The sequence below is a fragment of the Citrobacter sp. CK181 genome, assembly GCF_030333595.1.
GTDB lineage: Bacteria > Pseudomonadota > Gammaproteobacteria > Enterobacterales > Enterobacteriaceae > Citrobacter_B > Citrobacter_B koseri.
Genome location: NZ_JAOWFN010000016.1, coordinates 37,031 through 59,166, shown reverse-complemented (window position 1 = coordinate 59,166; position 22,136 = coordinate 37,031). Strand labels below are relative to the sequence as shown.

General features: G+C 57.7%; 24 protein-coding genes. 22 read left to right on the top strand and 2 right to left on the bottom strand.

Annotated features, from left to right (window positions below; genetic code table 11):
- Positions 1 to 194 precede the first annotated feature (194 nt).
- The 18 genes from maeB (at position 195) to eutR (ending at position 17,509) form a co-directional block, all read left to right on the top strand.
- Positions 195 to 2,474 carry an NADP-dependent oxaloacetate-decarboxylating malate dehydrogenase gene (gene maeB, locus OGW17_RS20700; RefSeq protein ID WP_012131325.1) on the top strand — a complete coding sequence of 760 codons (2,280 nt, stop codon included), beginning with the start codon at positions 195 to 197 and terminating at the stop codon, positions 2,472 to 2,474.
- A gap of 159 nt (positions 2,475 to 2,633) precedes the next feature.
- Positions 2,634 to 2,969 carry an ethanolamine utilization microcompartment protein EutS gene (gene eutS / locus OGW17_RS20695; RefSeq protein ID WP_012131326.1) on the top strand — a complete coding sequence of 112 codons (336 nt, stop codon included), beginning with the start codon at positions 2,634 to 2,636 and terminating at the stop codon, positions 2,967 to 2,969.
- A 13-nt stretch (positions 2,970 to 2,982) separates the two neighbouring features.
- Positions 2,983 to 3,462, top strand: coding sequence for an ethanolamine utilization acetate kinase EutP (gene eutP / locus OGW17_RS20690; RefSeq protein WP_012131327.1), 480 nt, complete (start codon positions 2,983 to 2,985; stop codon positions 3,460 to 3,462).
- Positions 3,440 to 4,129 carry an ethanolamine utilization acetate kinase EutQ gene (gene eutQ, locus OGW17_RS20685; protein WP_012131328.1) on the top strand — a complete coding sequence of 230 codons (690 nt, stop codon included), beginning with the start codon at positions 3,440 to 3,442 and terminating at the stop codon, positions 4,127 to 4,129. The genes eutP and eutQ overlap by 23 nt, the downstream gene beginning before the upstream one ends.
- A gap of 9 nt (positions 4,130 to 4,138) precedes the next feature.
- Positions 4,139 to 4,942 (top strand): ethanolamine utilization cob(I)yrinic acid a,c-diamide adenosyltransferase EutT, encoded by an 804-nt coding sequence (gene eutT / locus OGW17_RS20680; RefSeq protein ID WP_012131329.1) that lies wholly within the window; start codon positions 4,139 to 4,141, stop codon positions 4,940 to 4,942.
- Positions 4,939 to 5,955, top strand: coding sequence for a phosphate acetyltransferase (gene pta / locus OGW17_RS20675; protein ID WP_012131330.1), 1,017 nt, complete (start codon positions 4,939 to 4,941; stop codon positions 5,953 to 5,955). Before eutT ends, pta begins: the two co-directional genes overlap by 4 nt.
- A 39-nt stretch (positions 5,956 to 5,994) precedes the next feature.
- On the top strand, positions 5,995 to 6,285 hold the full coding sequence (eutM, locus tag OGW17_RS20670; RefSeq protein WP_000387720.1) for an ethanolamine utilization microcompartment protein EutM: 291 nt from the start codon (positions 5,995 to 5,997) through the stop codon (positions 6,283 to 6,285).
- A 144-nt stretch (positions 6,286 to 6,429) separates the two neighbouring features.
- The gene (gene eutN / locus OGW17_RS20665; RefSeq protein WP_024130131.1) at positions 6,430 to 6,717 is read left to right on the top strand and encodes an ethanolamine utilization microcompartment protein EutN; all 288 of its coding nucleotides are present in this window, start codon (positions 6,430 to 6,432) and stop codon (positions 6,715 to 6,717) included.
- 11 nt (positions 6,718 to 6,728) lie between these two features.
- Positions 6,729 to 8,132 (top strand): aldehyde dehydrogenase family protein, encoded by a 1,404-nt coding sequence (locus OGW17_RS20660; protein ID WP_012131332.1) that lies wholly within the window; start codon positions 6,729 to 6,731, stop codon positions 8,130 to 8,132.
- Between the two features lie 36 nt (positions 8,133 to 8,168).
- Entirely contained in the window at positions 8,169 to 9,008 is an 840-nt protein-coding gene (eutJ, locus tag OGW17_RS20655; RefSeq protein WP_012131333.1) for an ethanolamine utilization protein EutJ, read from the top strand.
- Positions 8,998 to 10,185, top strand: a complete 1,188-nt coding sequence (gene eutG / locus OGW17_RS20650; protein ID WP_012131334.1) for an ethanolamine utilization ethanol dehydrogenase EutG — start codon at positions 8,998 to 9,000, stop codon at positions 10,183 to 10,185. Before eutJ ends, eutG begins: the two co-directional genes overlap by 11 nt.
- 123 nt (positions 10,186 to 10,308) lie before the next feature.
- Positions 10,309 to 11,535: an ethanolamine utilization protein EutH gene (gene eutH / locus OGW17_RS20645; RefSeq protein ID WP_047462122.1), complete on the top strand. Its 1,227-nt coding sequence runs from the start codon at positions 10,309 to 10,311 to the stop codon at positions 11,533 to 11,535.
- Entirely contained in the window at positions 11,532 to 12,935 is a 1,404-nt protein-coding gene (gene eutA, locus OGW17_RS20640; protein ID WP_071258041.1) for an ethanolamine ammonia-lyase reactivating factor EutA, read from the top strand. Before eutH ends, eutA begins: the two co-directional genes overlap by 4 nt.
- Positions 12,936 to 12,946: 11 nt before the next feature.
- Complete coding sequence (gene eutB, locus OGW17_RS20635; RefSeq protein WP_012131337.1) at positions 12,947 to 14,308, top strand: ethanolamine ammonia-lyase subunit alpha; 1,362 nt, start codon at positions 12,947 to 12,949, stop codon at positions 14,306 to 14,308.
- 20 nt (positions 14,309 to 14,328) lie between these two features.
- Positions 14,329 to 15,234: an ethanolamine ammonia-lyase subunit EutC gene (eutC, locus tag OGW17_RS20630; protein WP_071258039.1), complete on the top strand. Its 906-nt coding sequence runs from the start codon at positions 14,329 to 14,331 to the stop codon at positions 15,232 to 15,234.
- A gap of 9 nt (positions 15,235 to 15,243) precedes the next feature.
- The gene (gene eutL / locus OGW17_RS20625; protein ID WP_071258037.1) at positions 15,244 to 15,903 is read left to right on the top strand and encodes an ethanolamine utilization microcompartment protein EutL; all 660 of its coding nucleotides are present in this window, start codon (positions 15,244 to 15,246) and stop codon (positions 15,901 to 15,903) included.
- 11 nt (positions 15,904 to 15,914) lie between these two features.
- Complete coding sequence (gene eutK, locus OGW17_RS20620; protein ID WP_071258035.1) at positions 15,915 to 16,412, top strand: ethanolamine utilization microcompartment protein EutK; 498 nt, start codon at positions 15,915 to 15,917, stop codon at positions 16,410 to 16,412.
- Positions 16,413 to 16,456: 44 nt separating this feature from the next.
- Positions 16,457 to 17,509 (top strand): HTH-type transcriptional regulator EutR, encoded by a 1,053-nt coding sequence (gene eutR, locus OGW17_RS20615; protein WP_012131341.1) that lies wholly within the window; start codon positions 16,457 to 16,459, stop codon positions 17,507 to 17,509.
- A 117-nt stretch (positions 17,510 to 17,626) separates the two neighbouring features.
- Here eutR and hemF read toward each other — a convergent pair whose 3' ends face one another.
- Both hemF and amiA read right to left on the bottom strand, forming a co-directional pair.
- Positions 17,627 to 18,526, bottom strand: a complete 900-nt coding sequence (gene hemF, locus OGW17_RS20610; protein WP_071258033.1) for an oxygen-dependent coproporphyrinogen oxidase — start codon at positions 18,524 to 18,526, stop codon at positions 17,627 to 17,629.
- Between the two features lie 2 nt (positions 18,527 to 18,528).
- A complete protein-coding gene (amiA, locus tag OGW17_RS20605; RefSeq protein ID WP_071258031.1) occupies positions 18,529 to 19,398 on the bottom strand; it encodes an N-acetylmuramoyl-L-alanine amidase AmiA in 870 nt (289 codons plus the stop codon).
- A gap of 211 nt (positions 19,399 to 19,609) precedes the next feature.
- Between amiA and OGW17_RS20600 the strand changes: the two genes are divergently transcribed.
- From OGW17_RS20600 to OGW17_RS20585, 4 genes are all read left to right on the top strand, one after another.
- Positions 19,610 to 20,035: a GNAT family acetyltransferase gene (locus OGW17_RS20600; RefSeq protein WP_012131345.1), complete on the top strand. Its 426-nt coding sequence runs from the start codon at positions 19,610 to 19,612 to the stop codon at positions 20,033 to 20,035.
- Positions 20,022 to 20,471 (top strand): DUF2919 domain-containing protein, encoded by a 450-nt coding sequence (locus OGW17_RS20595; protein ID WP_049009818.1) that lies wholly within the window; start codon positions 20,022 to 20,024, stop codon positions 20,469 to 20,471. The genes OGW17_RS20600 and OGW17_RS20595 overlap by 14 nt, the downstream gene beginning before the upstream one ends.
- 60 nt (positions 20,472 to 20,531) lie before the next feature.
- On the top strand, positions 20,532 to 21,107 hold the full coding sequence (locus OGW17_RS20590; protein WP_049009817.1) for an RpoE-regulated lipoprotein: 576 nt from the start codon (positions 20,532 to 20,534) through the stop codon (positions 21,105 to 21,107).
- A 94-nt stretch (positions 21,108 to 21,201) separates the two neighbouring features.
- Positions 21,202 to 22,101, top strand: coding sequence for a Dyp-type peroxidase (locus OGW17_RS20585; protein ID WP_071258029.1), 900 nt, complete (start codon positions 21,202 to 21,204; stop codon positions 22,099 to 22,101).
- The last annotated feature ends 35 nt before the right edge of the window (positions 22,102 to 22,136 follow it).

Below are 22,136 nucleotides of genomic sequence, written 5' to 3'. Positions count from 1 at the left end.
GCATAGCAGACAGGCATGGTAATGCGGGTTTAAGCGGGTAACATGGATGCTATAAATTGATAACAAATTCTTTCTTTGAGTAGTGAGAGTATGGCTACCTTCAAAGTTTATGCCGCGCAGGGAGGTGATAATGTGCGGCGCACCAGAGGTTACCCGCGCCACTTTTTTGATCGATACGTGAAAGGAACAACAAGATGGATGACCAATTAAAACAAAGCGCCCTCGATTTCCACGAATTTCCCGTTCCAGGTAAAATCCAGGTTTCCCCGACCAAGCCCCTTGCCACACAGCGCGATCTGGCGCTGGCCTATTCGCCTGGCGTAGCGGCGCCGTGTCTTGAAATTGAAAAAGACCCGCTGGCGGCTTACAAATACACCGCTCGCGGCAATCTGGTCGCGGTGGTCTCTAACGGAACGGCGGTGCTCGGCCTGGGCAACATCGGCGCGCTGGCCGGTAAACCAGTAATGGAAGGTAAGGGCGTTCTGTTTAAGAAATTCGCGGGCATCGACGTGTTTGATATTGAAGTCGATGAACATAACCCGGATAAATTCATTGATGTCGTTGCCGCGCTGGAGCCGACGTTCGGCGGGATTAACCTCGAAGATATTAAAGCGCCTGAATGTTTCTATATCGAGCAGAAACTGCGTGAGCGCATGAATATTCCGGTATTCCATGATGACCAGCACGGAACGGCGATTATCAGCACCGCCGCGATTCTTAACGGCCTGCGCGTGGTGGAAAAAAATATCTCTGACGTGCGGATGGTGGTTTCCGGGGCAGGGGCGGCGGCAATCGCCTGTATGAACCTGCTGGTGGCGTTGGGGATGCAGAAACACAATATCGTGGTCTGTGACTCGAAAGGCGTTATCTATAAAGATCGCGAACCCAACATGGTGGAGACCAAAGCGGCCTATGCGGTGGTGGATGACGGCAAACGCACGCTGGATGATGTGATCGACGGGGCGGACATTTTCCTGGGCTGCTCCGGCCCGAAAGTGCTGACCCAGGAGATGGTGAAAAAAATGGCGCGTGCGCCGATGATCCTGGCGCTGGCGAACCCGGAGCCGGAAATTCTGCCGCCGCTGGCGAAAGAGGTGCGTTCAGACGCCATCATCTGTACCGGACGTTCCGACTATCCGAACCAGGTCAACAATGTGCTCTGCTTCCCGTTCATCTTCCGTGGCGCGCTGGATGTCGGCGCAACCGCGATCAACGAAGAGATGAAACTGGCGGCGGTACACGCCATTGCTGAACTGGCGCACGCCGAACAAAGTGAAGTGGTCGCTTCCGCCTATGGCGATCAGGATTTGAGCTTCGGCCCGGAATACATCATTCCAAAACCGTTCGACCCGCGCCTGATTGTGAAGATTGCGCCTGCCGTGGCGAAAGCGGCGATGGACTCCGGCGTGGCGACGCGGCCGATCGCTGATTTCGATGCCTACATCGATAAGCTGACCGAATTTGTCTACAAAACCAACCTGTTCATGAAGCCAATCTTCTCTCTGGCCCGTAAAGCGCCGAAGCGCGTGGTGCTGGCGGAAGGGGAAGAGGCGCGTGTCCTGCATGCGACGCAGGAGCTGATTACGTTAGGTCTGGCGAAACCGATCCTGATTGGTCGTCCGAGCGTGATCGAAATGCGCATTCAGAAGCTGGGGCTACAGATCAAATCGGGTGTGGATTTCGAGATCGTTAACAATGAATCCGATCCGCGCTTCAAAGAGTACTGGGGTGAATACTATAAGATCATGAAACGCCGTGGCGTGACGCAGGAACAGGCGCAGCGGGCGGTGATCAGCAATACCACGGTGATTGGCGCGATCATGGTTCTGCGCGGTGAAGCGGATGCGATGATCTGCGGCACCATCGGCGAATACCACGAACACTTCAGCGTGGTGCAGGAACTGTTTGGCTACCGTGAGGGCGTCCACGCGGCGGGGGCGATGAACGCCTTGCTGTTGCCGAGCGGCAACACCTTTATCGCCGACACCTATGTCAATGACGATCCGACGCCGGAGCAACTGGCGGAAATTACGTTAATGGCTGCGGAAACGGTGCGCCGCTTTGGTATTGAGCCGAAGGTGGCGCTGTTGTCGCACTCCAACTTTGGTTCGTCTAAGTCTGTCGCTGCTTGCAAAATGCGTCAGACGCTGGAGTTAGTACGCGAGCGCGCGCCTGAGCTGATGATCGACGGCGAAATGCACGGTGATGCCGCGCTGGTTGAAAGTATTCGCAACGACAGGATGCCGGACAGCCCGCTGAAAGGGGCGGCGAATATTTTAATTATGCCTAACGTGGAGGCCGCGCGTATTAGTTACAACTTACTGCGTGTCTCCAGCTCGGAAGGCGTGACGGTAGGGCCGGTATTGATGGGCGTTGCCAAACCGGTGCATGTATTAACGCCGATCGCTTCTGTTCGCCGTATCGTTAATATGGTGGCGCTGGCGGTGGTCGAAGCGCAAACGCAGCCACTGTAATTTCACTTTAATTCATTCCGGCGCGGGGTTCCCCGCGCTTTTTTATTTCCTCCTTTCTTAGTGATCTACTTCACCTTTTAAATCTGCTTGCCGAATTTTGTTATTTACTCTGACAAAAAATTGCCACGATGAGGTCAGTTTCAGCGGAGGCGGTGAGCAATGGATAAAGAACGCATTATTCAGGAATTTGTGCCGGGGAAACAGGTCACGCTGGCGCATCTGATTGCCCACCCGGGTGAAGAACTGGCGAAAAAGATCGGCGTTCCCGAAGCGGGCGCCATCGGCATCATGACGCTAACGCCAGGGGAAACGGCGATGATCGCGGGCGATTTAGCCATGAAAGCCGCCGATGTTCATATCGGTTTTCTCGATAGATTCAGCGGCGCGCTGGTGATTTATGGCTCCGTTGGCGCCGTCGAGGAAGCCTTATTGCAAACGGTCAGCGGGCTGGGACGCTTATTAAATTTCACGTTGTGCGAATTAACAAAAAGTTAATTGGGGGGCGGTAATGAAACGTATTGCGTTTGTCGGCACCGTTGGCGCGGGGAAAACAACGCTTTTTAACGCCTTGCAGGGAAATTATTCCCTCGCCCGAAAAACACAAGCCGTGGAATTTAATGACAACGGCGATATCGATACGCCGGGAGAATATTTTAGCCATCCTCGCTGGTATCACGCCTTAATTACCACGCTACAGGATGTGGATACGCTGATTTATGTACATGCGGCAAATGACCGCGAAAGTCGCTTACCCGCCGGGTTATTGGATATTGGCGCCAGTAAACGACACATCGCCGTCATCAGCAAAACGGACATGCCGGATGCCGACGTCGCCGCCGCGCGACAGCTACTGAGCGGGCTGGGATTTCAGGAGCCGATTTTCGAGCTCAACAGCCATGACCCGCAAAGTGTGCAGCACCTGGTGGATTATCTGGCAGCACTCACCGAACAGGAGGAAGGCGCAGGTGAAGAAACTCATCACAGCTAACGATATTCGTGCGGCTCACGCACGCGGCGAACAGGAAATGTCGGTTGTTCTGCGCGCCAGCATCATTACCCCGGAAGCCCGCGAAGTTGCGGAACTGCTGGACTTCACGATCGTGGAATGCGACGAATCGGCACCGGCTGTCGCGCCGGTGGAAGACGCGAAAACCGAAAGTCAGCGCATTCGTGAAACCATTATCGCGCAACTGCCGGAAGGGCAATTTACCGAAAGCCTGGTCGCGCAACTGATGGACAAAGTGATGAAGGAAAAACAGTCGCTGGAGCAGGCTGACATGCAGCCGGGCTTTAAGTCGGTCACTGGCAAGGGCGGCGTAAAAGTGATCGACGGCAGCAGCGTGAAGTTTGGTCGCTTCGACGGCGCGCAGCCCCACTGCGTCGGCTTAACGGATTTGGTCACCGACAAGGACGGCAGCAGCATGGCAGCCGGGTTCATGCAGTGGGATAACGCGTTTTTCCCGTGGACGCTGAACTACGACGAGATCGATATGGTACTGGAGGGCGAACTGCATGTGCGTCATGAAGGCGAAACCATGATCGCGAAAGCCGGGGACGTGATGTTTATCCCGAAAGGCTCCAGCATTGAGTTTGGCACACCGTCGACCGTGCGCTTCTTATACGTTGCCTGGCCTGCGAACTGGCAGTCCTGCTAAGGCGGATGTATGAAGGATTTCATTACCGAAGCATGGCTCAGAGCGAATCATACGCTCAGCGAAGGGGCGGAGATCCATCTTCCCGCTGACGCTCGCCTGACGCCATCTGCCCGGGAATTGCTGGAAAGCCGCCATTTGCGCATCAAGTTTCTGGATGAGCAAGGCCGTCTTTTTGTCGATGACGATGAGCAGCAATTACAGCCGGTGCACGGTTTGACCAGCAGCGATACGCACCCTAAGGCGTGCTGCGAACTGTGTCGCCAGCCGGTGGCAAAAAAGCCCGATACGCTGACCCACCTGACCGCCGACAAAATGGTTGCGAAAAGCGATCCGCGCCTGGGATTTCGCGCCGCGCTGGACAGCACCATCGCGCTGGTGGTGTGGCTGCAAATTGAGTTGCCGGAGCAGTGGCAACCCTGGCTTGCTGACATTCGTTCCCGCCTGGGCAACATCATGCGTGCCGATGCGATGGATGAACCGCTGGCCGCGCAGGCCATTGTGGGGCTAAACGAAGACGAATTGCATCGTCTGTCCCATCAGCCGCTGCGCTATCTCGATCACGATCATCTGGTGCCGGAAGCCAGCCACGGCCGCGATGCCGCGCTGCTGAATTTGCTGCGTACCAAAGTGCGTGAGACGGAAGTCGTGGCCGCTCAGGTCTTTATCACCCGCAATTTTGACGTGCTGCGCCCGGATCTTCTACAGGCGTTGAACCGCCTCTCCAGTACGGTCTACGTGATGATGATTTTGTGCGTGACGAAGCATCCGCTCACCGTCAGCCAGATTCAACAGCGACTGGGAGGGGAGCAATGATCATTGAACGTTGCCGCGAACAGGCCTTACGCGCGCCCGCCAGGGTGGTCTTCCCGGATGCGCTGGATGTCCGTGTCCTGAAGGCGGCGCACTATCTGCAACGGCATGGTCTGGCGCGACCGGTTCTTGTCACCAGCCCGTTTGCGCTACGCCAGTTTGCGCTCACTCACCGTATCGCGATGGATGGCATTCAGGTGATTGACCCACAGAGCAATCTGTCTATGCGCGAGGTGTTCGCCGGGCGCTGGCTGGCGCGGGCGGGAGAGAAAACACCGCCGGATGCGCTGGAAAAACTGAACGACCCGCTGATGTTCGCCGCCGCGATGGTGAGCGCAGGTCATGCCGATGTGTGCATTGCCGGCAACCTCTCTTCGACAGCGAACGTGCTACGGGCAGGGCTACGCCTGATCGGTTTGCAGCCGGGCTGCAAAACGCTGTCGTCGATCTTCCTGATGCTGCCGCAGTACACCGGGCAGGCGCTGGGATTCGCCGATTGCAGCGTGGTGCCGCAACCCACGGCGGCGCAACTGGCGGATATCGCCATCGCCAGCGCGCAGACCTGGCGAACCATTACTGGAGAGGAGCCTCGGGTCGCCATGCTGTCGTTCTCCAGTCATGGCAGCGCGCGTCACCCCAATGTCGCCAATGTGCAGCAGGCGACAGAGATCGTTCGTGAGCGCGCGCCGGATTTGATTGTTGACGGCGAGTTGCAGTTCGACGCCGCTTTTGTCCCGGACGTCGCCGCGCAAAAAGCGCCCGCCAGTCCGTTACAGGGCAAAGCCAATGTGATGGTCTTTCCGTCACTGGAAGCGGGCAACATTGGCTACAAAATCGCCCAGCGTCTGGGAGGATATCGCGCCGTTGGGCCGCTGATTCAGGGGCTTGCCGCACCGCTTCACGATCTCTCCCGAGGCTGTAGCGTACAGGAAATTATCGAACTGGCGTTGGTGGCAGCAGTGCCGCGCCAGACTGACGTGAGTCGTGAACACGACTCGCAAACACTGGTTGTATAAAGGTCCCGTCTGGACCCCCTTACCGAAGAGGAAAACACAATGGAAGCATTAGGAATGATTGAAACCCGGGGCCTGGTTGCACTGATTGAGGCCTCTGATGCGATGGTTAAAGCAGCACGCGTGAAACTGGTTGGCGTGAAGCAGATTGGCGGCGGTCTGGTCACCGCGATGGTGCGTGGCGATGTGGCAGCGTGCAAAGCCGCTACTGATGCCGGCGCCGCAGCGGCGCAGCGCATTGGCGAACTGGTTTCCGTACACGTCATTCCGCGCCCGCACGGCGATCTGGAAGAGGTGTTCCCGATCAGCTTCAAAGGTGACAGCAATATCTAAGCTGGATGGCTACGTCTGATCGTGTAGGCCGGAGAAGACGCAAACGCGTCGCCATCCGGCAATGAGATGGCATCGATGCCGGATGGCGCCTCGTTTATCCGGCCTATAGTTTCGGCACGCAACACACAACACATGGAGGCGGGTATGAAGCTGGCAGTCGTCACAGGACAAATTGTTTGTACGGTGCGCCATGAAGGACTCGCGCATGACAAATTGCTGATGGTGAAAATGATTGATGCCGAAGGGAATCCCGACGGGCAGTGCGCCGTTGCAATCGACAGCATTGGGGCGGGAACCGGGGAGTGGGTGCTGCTGGTTAGCGGCAGTTCTGCCCGCCAGGCGCATCGGAGCGAATCCTCACCTGTCGATCTGTGCGTGATTGGTATTGTCGATGAAGTGGTGGCTGGCGGGAAAGTCGTTTTCCATAAATAGGACTGAACATCATGAATCAACAGGATATTGAACAGGTGGTAAAAGCGGTATTGCTGAAAATGAAAGACAGCAGTCAACCTGCCGCCGCCGTTCATGAAATGGGCGTCTTTGCCTCCCTGGATGACGCCGTTGCCGCAGCGAAAGTGGCTCAGCAGGGGCTGAAGAGCGTGGCCATGCGCCAGCTCGCTATTCATGCGATACGTGAGGCGGGTGAAAAGCACGCCAGAGAACTGGCGGAACTTGCCGTGTCAGAAACCGGCATGGGACGCGTCGAAGATAAATTAGCGAAAAACGTGGCGCAGGCGCGCGGTACGCCGGGCGTGGAATGCCTCTCGCCGCAGGTACTGACCGGCGATAACGGTCTGACCTTAATTGAAAATGCGCCGTGGGGGGTTGTGGCGTCGGTCACGCCGTCCACCAATCCGGCGGCAACCGTGATTAACAACGCCATTAGCCTGATTGCCGCAGGCAACAGCGTGGTCTTTGCGCCGCATCCGGCGGCGAAAAAGGTTTCTCAGCGCGCCATTACGCTGCTTAACCAGGCGGTTGTTGCCGCTGGCGGCCCGGCTAACCTGCTGGTGACCGTTGCGAACCCGGATATCGAAACCGCCCAGCGCCTCTTTAAATATCCCGGTATCGGCCTGCTGGTGGTGACCGGCGGCGAAGCGGTCGTCGAGGCCGCGCGTAAACACACCAACAAACGTCTGATTGCCGCAGGCGCCGGGAACCCGCCGGTGGTGGTGGATGAAACCGCTGACCTGGCGCGCGCCGCGCAGTCCATCGTCAAAGGCGCATCCTTCGATAACAACATCATTTGCGCCGACGAGAAGGTGCTGATTGTTGTCGATAGCGTTGCCGATGAACTGATGCGCCTGATGGAAGGGCAGCATGCGGTGAAACTCACCGCCGCACAGGCCGAACAGCTTCAGCCGGTATTGCTGAAAAATATCGACGAGCGTGGCAAAGGAACGGTCAGCCGCGACTGGGTTGGGCGTGACGCCGCCAAAATCGCCGCCGCGATTGGGCTGACGGTGCCGGAGCAAACGCGCTTGCTGTTTGTGGAAACGCCTGCCACGCACCCGTTCGCGGTCACGGAACTGATGATGCCGGTACTGCCGGTGGTGCGGGTTGCCAACGTAGAAGAGGCCATTGAGCTGGCGGTCACGCTGGAAGGCGGTTGCCACCATACGGCGGCGATGCACTCGCGCAACATCGACAACATGAACCGGATGGCAAACGCCATTGATACCAGCATCTTCGTCAAGAACGGACCGTGCATCGCCGGGCTGGGTCTGGGCGGCGAAGGCTGGACCACCATGACCATTACTACGCCAACCGGGGAAGGGGTGACCAGCGCGCGCACCTTCGTGCGTCTGCGTCGCTGCGTGTTGGTGGATGCGTTTCGCATCGTCTGATACCGGCCCAGCAGACTGTCTATAAGGAGAAAAGAGATGGCGCACGATGAACAACGTTGGCTGACGCCGAGACTCCAGAAAGCCGCTGAGCTGTGTAATCAGCATCCCGTCGCCAGCGATTCGCCGCTGTGGCTGGGTATTGATTTAGGGACGTGCGATGTGGTGTCGATGGTTGTCGACCGCGACGCGCAGCCAGTCGCCGTTTGTCTGGACTGGGCTGACGTCGTGCGTGACGGCATCGTCTGGGACTTCTTCGGCGCCGTCACCATCGTGCGTCGCCATCTCGACACGCTCGAACGCCAGCTTGGCTGCCAGTTCACCCACGCGGCGACCTCATTTCCGCCAGGCACCGACCCGCGTATCTCCATCAATGTTCTGGAATCCGCCGGGCTGGAGGTCAGTCATGTGCTGGATGAGCCGACCGCTGTGGCGGATCTGCTGCGACTGGATAACGCGGGCGTGGTGGATATCGGCGGCGGTACGACGGGGATCGCCATTGTGAAGCAGGGCAAGGTGACTTACTCCGCTGATGAAGCGACCGGCGGACACCATATTTCCCTGACGCTGGCCGGAAACCGCCGCATCGAACTGGAAGACGCTGAGCAGTTCAAGCGCAGCAACGCCCGGGAGATTTGGCCGGTGGTAAAACCGGTATACGAAAAGATGGCGGAGATTGTTGCCCGGCATATCGAAGGGCAAGGTATAGCCGATCTGTGGCTGGCGGGCGGCTCCTGTATGCAACCGGGCGTGGATGAGCTATTCCGTAAACGCTTCCCGGAACTGCGGGTGCATTTACCTGAACACAGCCTGTTTATGACGCCGCTGGCGATTGCCAACAGCGGGAAAGAAAAAGCGGAGGGGATCTATGCAAAGTGAATTGCAGACCGCGCTCTTTCAGGCATTCGATACCCTGAATCTGCAACGGATAAAAACGTTCAGCGTTCCGCCCGTCACGCTGTGCGGCCTGGGGGCGCTCAGCGCCTGCGGGCAGGAAGCGCAAACGCGCGGGCTGACGCATCTGTTTGTCATGGTTGACAGTTTTCTGCATCAGGCAGGGATGACCGCCGGGCTTGAACGGAGTCTGGCGATGAAAGGCGTGGCGATGAGCATCTGGCCCTGCCCGGTGGGAGAACCTTCCATCACTGACGTTTGCGCGGCGGTCGCGCAGCTGCGCGAATCAAAATGTGACGGCGTGGTGGCGTTTGGCGGCGGCTCGGTGCTGGATGCGGCAAAAGCCGTAGCGCTGCTCTTTACCAACCCAGGGCAGACGCTGGCGGATATGACGGCGCAGAGCGTACTGCGCCCGCGTCTGCCGCTGATTGCCGTGCCGACGACGGCGGGGACGGGGTCGGAAACCACCAACGTGACGGTGATTATTGATGCGGTAAGCGGGCGCAAGCAGGTTCTGGCGCATGCCTCGCTGATGCCGGACGTCGCCATTCTGGATGCGGCGCTGACGGAAGGGGTGCCTTCTCACGTAACGGCGATGACCGGGATTGACGCGCTGACCCATGCGGTTGAGGCGTATAGCGCTCTGAATGCCACGCCGTTTACCGACAGCCTGGCGATTGGCGCTATTGCGATGATCGGCAAGTCGCTGCCGAAAGCGGTGGGGAACGGGCATGACATGGCGGCGCGGGAAAACATGCTGCTGGCGTCCTGCATGGCGGGGATGGCCTTTTCCAGCGCGGGGCTGGGGCTGTGTCATGCGATGGCGCACCAGCCGGGCGCGACGCTGCATATTCCGCATGGCCAGGCGAACAGTATGTTGCTGCCGACGGTGATGGGATTTAACCGCATGGTGTGTCGCGAACGGTTCAGCCATATCGGTCGGGCGTTACTCAACAAGAAAGCGGACGATCGCGACGCGATCGGCGCAGTTAGCGAACTGATTATTGAAACCGGGCTGACAAAACGCCTCGCCGATGTTGGCGCGACGTCCGCGCATTACAGCGCGTGGGCGCAAGGCGCGCTGGAAGATATTTGTATTCGCAGTAACCCACGAACCGCCACACAGGAACAGATTATCGACCTGTACGCGGCGGCACAATAAAGCATACCAGGATGTAGGCCCGATAAGGCGTTCGCGCCGCCATCCGACAAAAACGCGGCACTATTGCCTGATGGCGCTGCGCTTATCAGGCCTATGAAACACCTGGCAAATGGAGATAGGGCTATGGGAATTAATGAAATCATCATGTACATCATGATGTTCTTTATGCTGATTGCCGCCGTGGACAGGATCCTGTCGCAGTTTGGCGGTTCGGCGCGTTTTCTCGGTAAATTCGGTAAGAGCATCGAGGGGTCTGGCGGTCAGTTTGAAGAAGGTTTTATGGCGATGGGCGCGCTGGGGCTGGCGATGGTCGGTATGACCGCCCTGGCGCCGGTGCTGGCGAAGCTGCTCGGGCCGGTGATTATCCCGCTGTATGAAATGCTCGGCGCGAACCCGTCGATGTTCGCCGGAACGCTGCTGGCCTGCGATATGGGCGGCTTCTTCCTCGCCAAAGAACTGGCGGGCGGCGATGTGGCGGCATGGCTGTACTCCGGTCTGATCCTGGGAGCGATGATGGGGCCGACGATCGTCTTCTCCATTCCGGTGGCGCTCGGCATTATCGAGCCGTCTGACCGCCGCTACCTGGCGCTGGGCGTGCTGGCGGGGATTGTCACCATTCCCATTGGCTGTATCGCCGGTGGTTTAGTGGCGATGTACTCCGGCGTGGAGATCAACGGGCAACCAGTGGAGTTTACCTTCGCGCTGATCCTGATGAACATGATCCCGGTGATCATCGTCGCGGTGCTGGTTGCGCTGGGGCTGAAATTTATCCCGGAGAAAATGATCAGCGGTTTCCAGATCTTCGCTAAATTCCTGGTGGCGTTGATCACCATTGGTCTGGCGGCTGCGGTGATTAAATTCCTGCTGGGATGGGAGCTGATCCCAGGCCTCGACCCGATCTTCATGTCCCCTGGCGACCAGCCTGGCGAAGTGATGCGCGCCATTGAAGTGATCGGCTCCATCTCCTGCGTTCTGCTCGGCGCCTATCCGATGGTGCTTCTGCTGACCCGCTGGTTTGAAAAACCGCTGATGCGCGTTGGCGGCCTGTTAAAAATCAACAATATGGCGGCAGGCGGCATGGTCGCGACGCTGGCGAACAATATTCCGATGTTCGGCATGATGAAACAGATGGATACCCGCGGCAAAGTGATCAACTGCGCCTTTGCGGTCTCCGCTGCCTTTGCGCTGGGCGACCACTTAGGCTTTGCGGCCGCCAACATGAACGCGATGATCTTCCCGATGATTGTCGGCAAGCTGATCGGCGGTGTGACGGCGATTGGCGTGGCGATGATGCTGGTGCCCAAAGATGAAGACGTTCCGGCAGAAACGGAAGTGGAGGCACAGTCGTGAACACTCGCCAGCTACTGAGCGTCGGTATCGATATCGGCACCACCACCACTCAGGTGATCTTCTCACGCCTTGAGCTGGTTAACCGTGCGGCAGTGTCGCAGGTGCCGCGCTACGAATTTATCAAACGTGAAATTAGCTGGCAAAGCCCGGTCTTTTTTACCCCTGTGGATAAGCAGGGCGGATTGAAAGAGGCCGAACTTAAGGCGCTGATTCTGGATCAGTATCAGGCGGCGGGGATTGCGCCGGAGACGGTGGATTCCGGGGCGATCATCATTACCGGCGAAAGCGCGAAAACCCGCAATGCGCGTCCGGCAGTGATGGCGCTGTCGCAGTCTCTCGGCGATTTTGTCGTCGCCAGCGCCGGGCCGCATCTGGAATCGGTGATTGCCGGGCACGGCGCGGGGGCGCAGACCCTGTCTGAACAGCGTTTGTGTCGCGTGCTCAATATCGACATCGGCGGCGGCACCTCGAACTATGTTCTGTTTGACGCCGGAAAAGTGAGCGGCTCCGCCTGTCTGAACGTGGGCGGCAGATTGCTGGAAACGGACGGTCAGGGGCGGGTGGTGCATGCGCATAAACCGGGGCAGATGAGCGTTGAGGCGGTGTTCGGCGCGGGCACTGACGCCCGCTCGCTCAATGCCACACAGTTGGCGCAGGTTGTGCGGCGGATGGCGGATTTGATTGTCGAAATCATTGACGGCGAGCCTTCGCCGCTGGCGCAGGCGCTGATGCAAACCGGATTACTGCCCGCAGGGGTGAAACCGGAGGTGATCACCCTTTCCGGTGGCGTTGGGGAGTGCTACCGCAATCAGCCTGCCGATCCGTTCTGCTTTTCTGATGTCGGCCCGCTGCTGGCGACGGCGCTGCATGAGCACCCGCGCCTGCGTGAGATGAACGTGCAGTTCCCGACGCAAACCGTGCGCGCCACGGTGATTGGCGCGGGGGCGCACACGCTGTCGCTGTCCGGCAGCACCATCTGGCTGGAGGGGGTTGCGCTTCCGCTGCGCAACCTGCCGGTGGCGATTCCACAAGATGAGAACGAACTGGTGGTCGCCTGGGAACAGGCGTTGACTCAGCTCGATCTCGACCCTGGCACTGACGCATACGTGCTGGCGCTTCCCGCCCGGCTTCCGGTGCGCTACGCGGTATTACTCACGGTCATCGACGCGCTGCTGGCGTTTACCGCGCGTTTTCCCAATCCGCATCCCCTGCTGGTGGTGGCCGAGCAGGACTTTGGCAAAGCCCTGGGCATGTTATTGCGCCCACAGTTACAGCAACACCCGCTGGCGGTCATTGACGAAGTGAGCGTCCGGGCGGGGGACTATATCGACATTGGTACGCCTCTTTTTGGCGGATCGGTTGTGCCGGTGACGGTGAAATCACTCGCATTTCCTTCCTGAGGGAACGACTTATGAAACTAAAGACCACATTGTTCGGCAATGTTTATCAGTTTAAGGATGTAAAAGAGGTGCTGGCAAAAGCCAACGAACTGCGTTCGGGGGATGTGCTGGCAGGTGTTGCGGCTGAAAGCTCACAGGAGCGCGTTGCCGCGAAACAGGTGTTGTCGGAAATGTCGGTGGCGGATATTCGCAACAACCCGGTGATTTCCTATGAAGAGGACTGCGTGACGCGTCTGATTCAGGACGACGTCAATGAAACGGCCTATAACCGCATTAAAAACTGGAGCATCAGTGAGCTGCGCGAATATGTGCTGAGTGATGAAACGTCCGTCGATGACATTGCGTTTACGCGTAAAGGGCTGACTTCGGAAGTGGTGGCGGCGGTCGCGAAGATCTGCTCCAACGCCGACCTGATCTACGGTGGCAAGAAAATGCCGGTGATCAAAAAGGCCAACACCACCATCGGTATTCCGGGCACCTTTAGCTGCCGTTTGCAGCCGAACGATACCCGTGACGATGTACAGAGTATCGCCGCGCAAATCTATGAAGGGCTCTCTTTCGGGGCGGGCGATGCGGTGATTGGCGTTAACCCGGTAACGGACGACGTGGAAAACTTAAGTCGCGTGCTGGATACCGTGTACGGGGTGATCGACAAGTTCAATATTCCGACGCAGGGCTGCGTGCTGGCGCACGTCACCACTCAGATTGAAGCCATTCGTCGCGGCGCGCCGGGCGGGCTGATTTTCCAGAGTATTTGCGGCAGCGAAAAAGGATTAAAAGAGTTCGGCGTGGAGCTGGCGATGCTGGATGAAGCGCGTGCGGTCGGCGCGGAGTTCAACCGTATCGCCGGGGAAAACTGCCTGTACTTTGAAACCGGGCAGGGGTCTGCGCTTTCGGCTGGAGCCAACTTCGGCGCCGACCAGGTGACGATGGAAGCACGTAACTACGGCCTGGCGCGGCACTACGATCCGTTCCTGGTGAATACGGTGGTCGGTTTTATCGGGCCGGAGTATCTCTACAATGACCGGCAGATTATTCGCGCTGGTCTGGAAGATCACTTTATGGGCAAGCTGAGCGGCATCTCAATGGGCTGCGACTGCTGCTACACCAACCACGCCGACGCCGATCAGAACCTCAACGAAAACCTGATGATTCTGCTCGCCACCGCAGGCTGTAACTACATTATGGGCATGCCGCTCGGCGACGACATCATGCTCAACTACCAGACCACCGCATTCCACGATACCGCAACGGTACGTCAGTTACTCAACCTGCGTCCGTCGCCGGAGTTTGAGCGCTGGCTGGAAACGATGGGCATTATGGAAAACGGTCGCCTGACCAAGCGGGCGGGCGATCCGTCACTGTTCTTCTGATGACGCGGGGATGACATACGATGGATCAAAAACAGATTGAAGAAATTGTACGCAGTGTAATGGCGTCAATGGGCGAGTCGCAGCCGCAGGCCCCCGCAGAATCCGCGCCAGCCTGTAGCGCTAAACAATGTGCCGCACCTTCAGCGCCTTCAGCGGCGGAAAGCTGCGCGCTGGATTTAGGTTCGGCTGAGGCGAAAGCCTGGGTAGGCGTGGAGAATCCGCATCGCGCGGATGTGTTGGCCGAACTGCGCCGCAGCACCGCTGCGCGCGTGTGTACCGGTCGCGCTGGCCCACGTCCTCGCACCCTGGCGCTGTTGCGCTTCCTGGCGGATCACTCTCGTTCGAAAGATACCGTCCTGAAAGAGGTGCCGGAAGAGTGGGTGAAAGCACAGGGGCTGCTGGAAGTGCGTTCGGAAATCAGCGACAAAAACCTCTACCTGACCCGCCCGGATATGGGGCGTCGTCTGAGCCTGGAGGCCATTGACGCGCTGAAAGCGCAGTGTGTCGCCAGCCCGGATGTCCAGGTGGTGATTTCCGATGGTTTATCGACGGATGCGATTACCGCCAACTATGAAGAGATCCTGCCGCCGCTGCTCTCTGGCCTGAAACAGGCGGGGCTGAAAGTCGGGACGCCGTTCTTTGTACGCTATGGCCGCGTGAAGATTGAAGATCAGATCGGCGAAATTCTCGGCGCGAAAGTGGTGATTCTGCTGGTAGGCGAGCGTCCTGGCTTAGGTCAGTCGGAAAGCCTCTCCTGCTATGCGGTTTACTCACCACGGGTGGCAACCACCGTTGAAGCGGATCGTACCTGTATTTCGAATATTCACCAGGGCGGCACGCCGCCGGTTGAAGCCGCAGCGGTAATTGTGGATTTGGCGAAACGTATGCTGGAGCAGAAAGCATCCGGCATCAATATGACCCGTTAAGGAGGCAGCATGCCAGCATTAGATTTGATTCGACCGTCGGTCACCGCAATGCGCGTGATTGCCTCGGTGAATGACGGTTTCGCGCGTGAGCTTAAATTACCGTCACATATACGTAGCCTCGGTCTCATCACGGCAGACTCTGATGACGTAACGTATATTGCGGCAGACGAAGCGACAAAACAGGCGATGGTGGAAGTGGTGTATGGCCGTTCACTGTATGCCGGAGCGGCCCACGGGCCGTCGCCGACGGCCGGTGAAGTCTTGATTATGTTGGGCGGCCCGAACCCGGCGGAAGTGCGGGCGGGTCTGGATGCGATGGTGGCGCATATTGAAGGCGGCGCAGCGTTCCAGTGGGCCAACGATGTGGAAGATACTGCATTCCTGGCGCATGTGGTTTCGCGTACCGGGTCTTATCTCTCATCAACCTCAGGCATCGCGCTGGGCGATCCTATCGCTTATCTGGTGGCGCCGCCGCTGGAAGCGACGTTTGGCATTGATGCGGCGATGAAATCCGCCAATGTCCAACTGGTGACCTACGTGCCGCCGCCGTCAGAAACCAACTACTCTGCGGCGTTTTTAACGGGGAGCCAGGCCGCCTGTAAAGCCGCCTGCAACGCCTTTACCGATGCCGTTCTGGATATTGCCCGTAATCCCGTCCAGCGCGCGTAAGAGAGGTAGCGATGATCAATGCACTGGGATTACTGGAAGTGGATGGCATGGTTGCCGCCGTTGATGCGGCGGACGCCATGCTGAAAGCCGCCAATGTGCGATTGCTCAGCCACGAAGTGCTCGATCCCGGCAGGCTGACGCTGGTGGTGGAGGGCGATCTGGCGGCGTGTCGCGCGGCGCTGGATGCCGGAAGCGCCGCAGCACAACGCACGGGCCGTGTTATCAGCCGCAAAGAAATTGGGCGGCCGGAAGACGACACCCAGTGGCTGATCGGCGGCTTTAAGCGCCAGCCAACGAAAGTCGGAAGGACGCCAGATGCGCCTGTTACCTCTGAATCCTCAGAAGCGCTGTTGGCGTTATTAGCATCAGTACGTCAGGGAATGACGGCAGGGGAGGTGGCCGCGCATTTTGGCTGGTCACTGGAGCGCGCCAGAAATGCGCTGGAGCAACTCTTTTCTGACGGGGCGTTGCGTAAACGCAGTAGTCGCTATCGTCTGAAGAAAGTATAACCTGTCGGAGGTGCCGGGGACGTTGCGCCCCGGCTTTGAAGATCATGAAAAAGACTCGTACAGCAAACTTGCACCATCTTTATCATGAAGCGTTACCCGAAGACGTTAAACTTACGCCTCTGGTTGAGGTGGATAATGTTCACCAGCGGCTGACAACGGACGTCTATGAACACGCCCTGACGATAACCGCCTGGCAGCAGATTTACGATCAGCTGCATCCCGGTAAATTTCATGGGGAATTCACGGAAATCCTGCTGGATGAAATTCAGGTGTTCCGTGAGTACACCGGTCTGGCGCTGCGTCAGTCTTGCCTGGTCTGGCCGAACTCCTTCTGGTTCGGTATTCCGGCAACGCGCGGCGAGCAAGGTTTTATCGGCACGCAGTGCATTGGCAGCGCGGAGATCGCCACCCGCCCGGGCGGGACGGAGTTTGAGCTGAGCACGCCGGATGATTACACCATCCTCGGCGTGGTTATCTCGGAGGAGGTGCTTACCCGGCAGGCCAATTTCCTGCATCACCCGGAAAGGGTGCTGCATATGCTGCGTAACCAGTCTGCGCTGGAGGTGAAAGAGCAGCATAAAGCGGCGCTGTGGGGCTTTGTCCAGCAGGCGCTGGCGACGTTCAGCGAGAACCCGGAAAACCTGCATCAGCATGCGGTGCGTAAAGTGCTGGGGGATAACCTGCTGCTGGCGATGGGGACGATGCTGGAAGAAGCGCAGCCGATTATAACGGCAGAAAGCGTCAGCCATCAGAGCTATCGAAAATTGCTGTCCCGCGCGCGGGAATACGTGCTGGAGAATATGTCGGAGCCGCTGACGGTACTCGATCTGTGCAATCAGCTGCACGTCAGCCGCCGCACGTTGCAAAACGCGTTTCACGCGATTCTGGGGATTGGCCCGAACGCGTGGCTGAAGCGGATTCGATTAAACGCGGTGCGGCGGGAGCTGATCAGCCCGTGGTCGCAAAGTTCGACGGTCAAAGAGGCGGCAATGCAGTGGGGGTTCTGGCATCTGGGGCAGTTCGCGACCGATTACCAGCAGCTGTTTGCCGAAAAACCGTCGCTGACGCTGCATCAGCGTATGCGCCAGTGGATGTGATGACATTATTGTGCCGGATGCGACGCTTTGCGTCTTATCCGGCCTACGGGCGCTACCGTTGCAGTTGTAGGCCGGATAAGGCGTTAGCCGTCATCAGGCAAAACGCGGCCAGGTAAATTATACCCAGTCGCGGACTTTGATAAATTCGCTCAGCGCCGCTTCCGGGCTGCCCTCTTCCGGCTGCCAGTCGTACTCCCAGCGCACCAGCGGCGGCATCGACATCAAAATGGACTCGGTGCGTCCGCCCGTTTGCAGGCCAAACAGCGTGCCGCGATCCCACACCAGATTAAACTCCACATAGCGGCCCCGGCGATAAAGCTGGAAATGACGTTCGCGCTCGCCCCAGGCCATTGCTTTACGCCGCTCGACAATTGGCAGAAAAGCATCGGTATAGCCTTTGCCTACCGCCTGCATAAAGCGAAAGCAGCTGTCGAAATCAGGCGTGTTCAGATCGTCGAAGAAAAGCCCGCCGATGCCGCGCTGCTCATCGCGATGCTTCAGGAAAAAGTAATCGTCGCACCATTTTTTATAGCGCGGATAGACGTTCTCGCCGTAGGGCTGGCATAGATCCCGCGCCGTGCGGTGCCAGTGAATGGCATCCTCTTCAAACGCGTAATAGGGCGTCAGGTCGAAACCGCCGCCAAACCACCAGACCGGCTCCGCGCCGGGCTTCTCCGCAATAAAAAAGCGAACATTGGCATGGCTGGTTGGAATGTACGGATTCAACGGATGCACCACCAGCGATACGCCCATCGCTTCAAAACTGCGCCCAGCCAGCTCCGGGCGGTGTGCCGTCGCGGAGGCGGGCATCGCGTCGCCGTGAACATGGGAGAAATTTACCCCAGCCTGCTCAAAGACACCGCCGTTACGCAGTACCCGGCTGCGCCCGCCGCCACCCGCGTCGCGCTGCCAGCTATCTTCAACAAAATCAGCGCCATCAACGGCGGCTAACTGCTGGCAAATATCATCCTGAAGGCTGAGCAGGAACTGTTTTACGCGTTGTGCATCGGGTTTCATGATTACCGTTTCTTCGAGTGTGCTTTCTGGTTATCAAACCAGTGGAAATAACTGATCACGCCATTGGCTATCGCGGTGGCGATTTTCTGCCGGAATGCGGTGGTGCCTAACAGACGCTCCTCTTCCGGGTTGGTGATAAATGAGGTTTCTACCAGTACGGAGGGAATTGACGGTGATTTTAGCACCACAAACGCCGCCTGTTCCGTATTGCGACTGTGCAGACGATGCACTGGCTTGATCTTCTTAAGAATATGCGATCCCAGCGTCAGGCTGTTTTTGATGGTGTCGGTTTGCACCAGATCGAACAACACCTGCTGCAACAGATGATCTTTATCGGTCGCTTTTTTCCCCGCGACTTCATCGGCGCGGTTTTCACGGTCGGAGAGGTATTTCGCCATGGCGCTACTGGCGCCGCGATTAGAAAGCGCAAACACCGAGGCCCCTGCGGCGCTGGGGTTGGTAAAACCATCTGCGTGGATGGACATAAACAGATCCGCGCCGTGCTTGTGGGCGATTTCCACGCGATCGTACAGGGGAATAAAGGTGTCGCCCGTGCGTGTCAGGCGCGCATCAATCCCCTGGTTGCGCAAAATCGCGCGCACGTTTTTGGCGATCTCCAGCACGACGTGTTTTTCCTTCGAGCCGTTGCGACCAATCGCGCCGGTGTCGATACCGCCGTGGCCGGGGTCGAGAACAACAATGCGTCTGGCGCCTGCTTTTTTGGCCTTCGGTTTGCTGTGACCATTACTGGTCTTTAGCGCTTCTTCTTTAGCGATGGCGTGCGACATGCCCGACAGCGTCAGAGCCGCCAGCCCGGCTTTCAGCACCTGGCGGCGCGATGTGAGAGTTTTTAAGGGTTTAAAAGTGCTCATACAGCCTGAGTTGTGAAAATTGAGTTCCAGATGTTATATCGTATCGCGTAATCCGTTACGACTGTTCGTGATGAGAATTGTTTTACTTTTCATTTCAATACGTGACAATCCGTCATTATGCCATTTTTTTCGCCGTTTCGCGTCAGATATTGGCTAAATCAGTCGTTCGCGCCATAATCGGAGTTTTAACCTTGAAAAGGGTCTCAATACCATGGAGATACGCGTTTTTCGCCAGGAAGATTTCGAAGAGGTGATCACCCTCTGGGAGCGCTGCGATTTGCTGCGTCCGTGGAACGATCCTGAAATGGATATCGAACGTAAGCTGAACCATGACGTCAGCCTGTTCCTGGTTGCTGAGGTGAATGGCGAGGTGGTCGGTACGGTCATGGGCGGCTATGACGGCCATCGGGGTTCTGCCTATTATCTTGGCGTACACCCGGAGTTTCGCGGTCGTGGCATCGCCAACGCGCTGTTGAACCGGCTGGAGAAAAAGCTCATTGCTCGCGGCTGCCCGAAAATCCAAATCATGGTGCGGGAAGACAACGACATTGTACTGGGCATGTACGAGCGCCTGGGTTATGAACATTCGGACGCGTTAAGTCTGGGCAAGCGTCTGATTGAAGATGAAGAGTACTGAGTTTCATCCTGCTGACTACGACGGTCATGGGCGCTTGCGCCTGCCTTTTCTGTTCTGGTGCGTGCTGCTGCTTCAGGCGCGTACCTGGGTGCTGTTTGTGATTGCTGGCTCCTCCCGCGAGCAGGGCGATACGCTGCTGAATCTGTTTTATCCCGATCACGATACGTTCTGGCTGGGGTTGTTGCCCGGCGTCCCGGCGGTACTGGCGTTTTTACTGAGCGGGCGGCGCGACGCTTTCCCGGTGCTGTGGCGCGGGCTGCGCGGTTTGTTGATTCTGGCGCAGGGCGTTCTGCTCTGCTGGCAACCGGTGCTGTGGCTGTACGGTGAACCGGTAAACGGCATCGGGCTGGCGCTGGTGGTGGCCGATATTGTCGCGCTTATCTGGTTGCTCTCTAACCGTCGTTTACGCGCCTGCTTTGCACCGGTAAAAGAATAACGGCACTTTTTGGCGAAACCGGACTCCAAACAACGTTGATTAATAAAGAAAGGAAGTGAGATGAAATCGCTGCGTTTGATTTTATGCGCAATGCCGCTGGTGCTGAGCGGCTGTTCAACCCTCTCGTCGGTGAACTGGTCTGCTGCGAATCCGTGGAACTGGTTTGGATCGTCGACAGAGGTCACTGAGCAGGGCGTTGGGGCATTAACTGCGTCCACGCCGCTGGATGAAAAAGCGATTACTGACGCGCTGGATGGCGACTATCGCCTGCGTAGCGGAATGAAAACCCAGAACGGCAACGTGGTGCGTTTTTTTGAAGTGATGAAAGAGGACAAGGTTGCGCTGGTTATCAATGGCGACCAGGGAACCATCAGCCGTATTGATGTGCTGGACAGCGATATTCCATCGCAGGCAGGCGTCGAAATCGGTACGCCGTTTAGCGACCTTTACAGCAAAGCCTTCGGTAACTGCCAGAAAGCGACGGGCGATGACAGCGCGTCGGTCGAGTGTAAAGCACAAGACAGTCAACATATTAGCTATCTGTTCTCCGGCGAGTGGAACGGCCCGGAAGGGTTAATGCCTCCTGACGACACGCTGAAGAACTGGAAAGTGAGCAAAATCATCTGGCGCCGTTAATTTGCGTCTGAACAAACCGCCTCGCTGAAAAAACGGGTACAATACGCCCATCAATGCCACGCAGCCGTGGCATTCTTATTTTTCAGGAGGAACAATGTCTCAGGTTCAAAGTGGCATTTTGCCAGAACACTGCCGCGCGGCGATTTGGATTGAAGCCAATGTAAAAGGGGATGTCGATGCCCTGCGTGCGGCCAGCAAAGCGTTTGCCGATAAACTGGCAACCTTCGAAGCGAAATTCCCTGACGCGCATCTGGGCGCGGTTGTCGCATTTGGCAACAACACCTGGCGCGCCCTGAGCGGCGGCGCTGGGGCTGAAGAGCTGAAAGATTTTATCCCTTACGGTAAAGGTCTGGCGCCAGCAACCCAGTACGATGTGCTGATCCACATTCTTTCACTGCGTCACGACGTGAACTTCTCTGTCGCGCAGGCGGCAATGGCGGCTTTTGGCGAGTGCATCGAGGTGCAGGAAGAAATCCACGGTTTCCGCTGGGTGGAAGAACGCGATCTCAGCGGCTTCGTTGACGGGACGGAAAACCCGGCGGGAGAAGAGGTTCGCCGCGACGTGGCGGTCATCAAAGACGGCGTGGATGCGGGCGGCAGCTACGTGTTCGTTCAGCGTTGGGAACACAACCTGACGCAACTCAACCGCATGAGCGTTCACGACCAGGAGATGATGATTGGTCGTACTAAAGAAGCCAACGAAGAGATCGATGGCGATGACCGTCCGGTCACGTCTCACCTGACCCGCGTGGATCTGAAAGAAGACGGCAAAGGGCTGAAAATTGTGCGCCAGAGCCTGCCATACGGTACGGCCAGCGGCACCCACGGCCTCTATTTCTGCGCTTACTGCGCGCGTCTGTACAATATTGAGCAGCAGTTGCTGAGCATGTTTGGCGATACCGACGGGAAGCGTGACGCCATGCTGCGCTTCACGAAGCCAGTGACGGGCGGCTATTACTTTGCACCGTCTCTGGACAGATTGATGGCGCTGTAATTTCTTTTGCCGGATGGCGGCATCGTTTTACCCGG

Coding starts and splice junctions, on each gene's coding strand:
- OGW17_RS20585 (WP_071258029.1), top strand. CDS start 21,202: ATGTCTCAGGTTCAAAGTGGCATTTTGCCAGAACACTGCCGCGCGGCG.
- amiA (WP_071258031.1), bottom strand. CDS start 19,398: ATGAGCACTTTTAAACCCTTAAAAACTCTCACATCGCGCCGCCAGGTG.
- eutG (WP_012131334.1), top strand. CDS start 8,998: ATGCAAAGTGAATTGCAGACCGCGCTCTTTCAGGCATTCGATACCCTG.
- hemF (WP_071258033.1), bottom strand. CDS start 18,526: ATGAAACCCGATGCACAACGCGTAAAACAGTTCCTGCTCAGCCTTCAG.
- eutP (WP_012131327.1), top strand. CDS start 2,983: ATGAAACGTATTGCGTTTGTCGGCACCGTTGGCGCGGGGAAAACAACG.
- eutC (WP_071258039.1), top strand. CDS start 14,329: ATGGATCAAAAACAGATTGAAGAAATTGTACGCAGTGTAATGGCGTCA.
- maeB (WP_012131325.1), top strand. CDS start 195: ATGGATGACCAATTAAAACAAAGCGCCCTCGATTTCCACGAATTTCCC.
- eutT (WP_012131329.1), top strand. CDS start 4,139: ATGAAGGATTTCATTACCGAAGCATGGCTCAGAGCGAATCATACGCTC.
- eutM (WP_000387720.1), top strand. CDS start 5,995: ATGGAAGCATTAGGAATGATTGAAACCCGGGGCCTGGTTGCACTGATT.
- eutN (WP_024130131.1), top strand. CDS start 6,430: ATGAAGCTGGCAGTCGTCACAGGACAAATTGTTTGTACGGTGCGCCAT.
- OGW17_RS20595 (WP_049009818.1), top strand. CDS start 20,022: ATGAAGAGTACTGAGTTTCATCCTGCTGACTACGACGGTCATGGGCGC.
- eutS (WP_012131326.1), top strand. CDS start 2,634: ATGGATAAAGAACGCATTATTCAGGAATTTGTGCCGGGGAAACAGGTC.
- eutK (WP_071258035.1), top strand. CDS start 15,915: ATGATCAATGCACTGGGATTACTGGAAGTGGATGGCATGGTTGCCGCC.
- eutB (WP_012131337.1), top strand. CDS start 12,947: ATGAAACTAAAGACCACATTGTTCGGCAATGTTTATCAGTTTAAGGAT.
- eutJ (WP_012131333.1), top strand. CDS start 8,169: ATGGCGCACGATGAACAACGTTGGCTGACGCCGAGACTCCAGAAAGCC.
- eutR (WP_012131341.1), top strand. CDS start 16,457: ATGAAAAAGACTCGTACAGCAAACTTGCACCATCTTTATCATGAAGCG.
- OGW17_RS20600 (WP_012131345.1), top strand. CDS start 19,610: ATGGAGATACGCGTTTTTCGCCAGGAAGATTTCGAAGAGGTGATCACC.
- eutH (WP_047462122.1), top strand. CDS start 10,309: ATGGGAATTAATGAAATCATCATGTACATCATGATGTTCTTTATGCTG.
- pta (WP_012131330.1), top strand. CDS start 4,939: ATGATCATTGAACGTTGCCGCGAACAGGCCTTACGCGCGCCCGCCAGG.
- eutL (WP_071258037.1), top strand. CDS start 15,244: ATGCCAGCATTAGATTTGATTCGACCGTCGGTCACCGCAATGCGCGTG.
- OGW17_RS20660 (WP_012131332.1), top strand. CDS start 6,729: ATGAATCAACAGGATATTGAACAGGTGGTAAAAGCGGTATTGCTGAAA.
- OGW17_RS20590 (WP_049009817.1), top strand. CDS start 20,532: ATGAAATCGCTGCGTTTGATTTTATGCGCAATGCCGCTGGTGCTGAGC.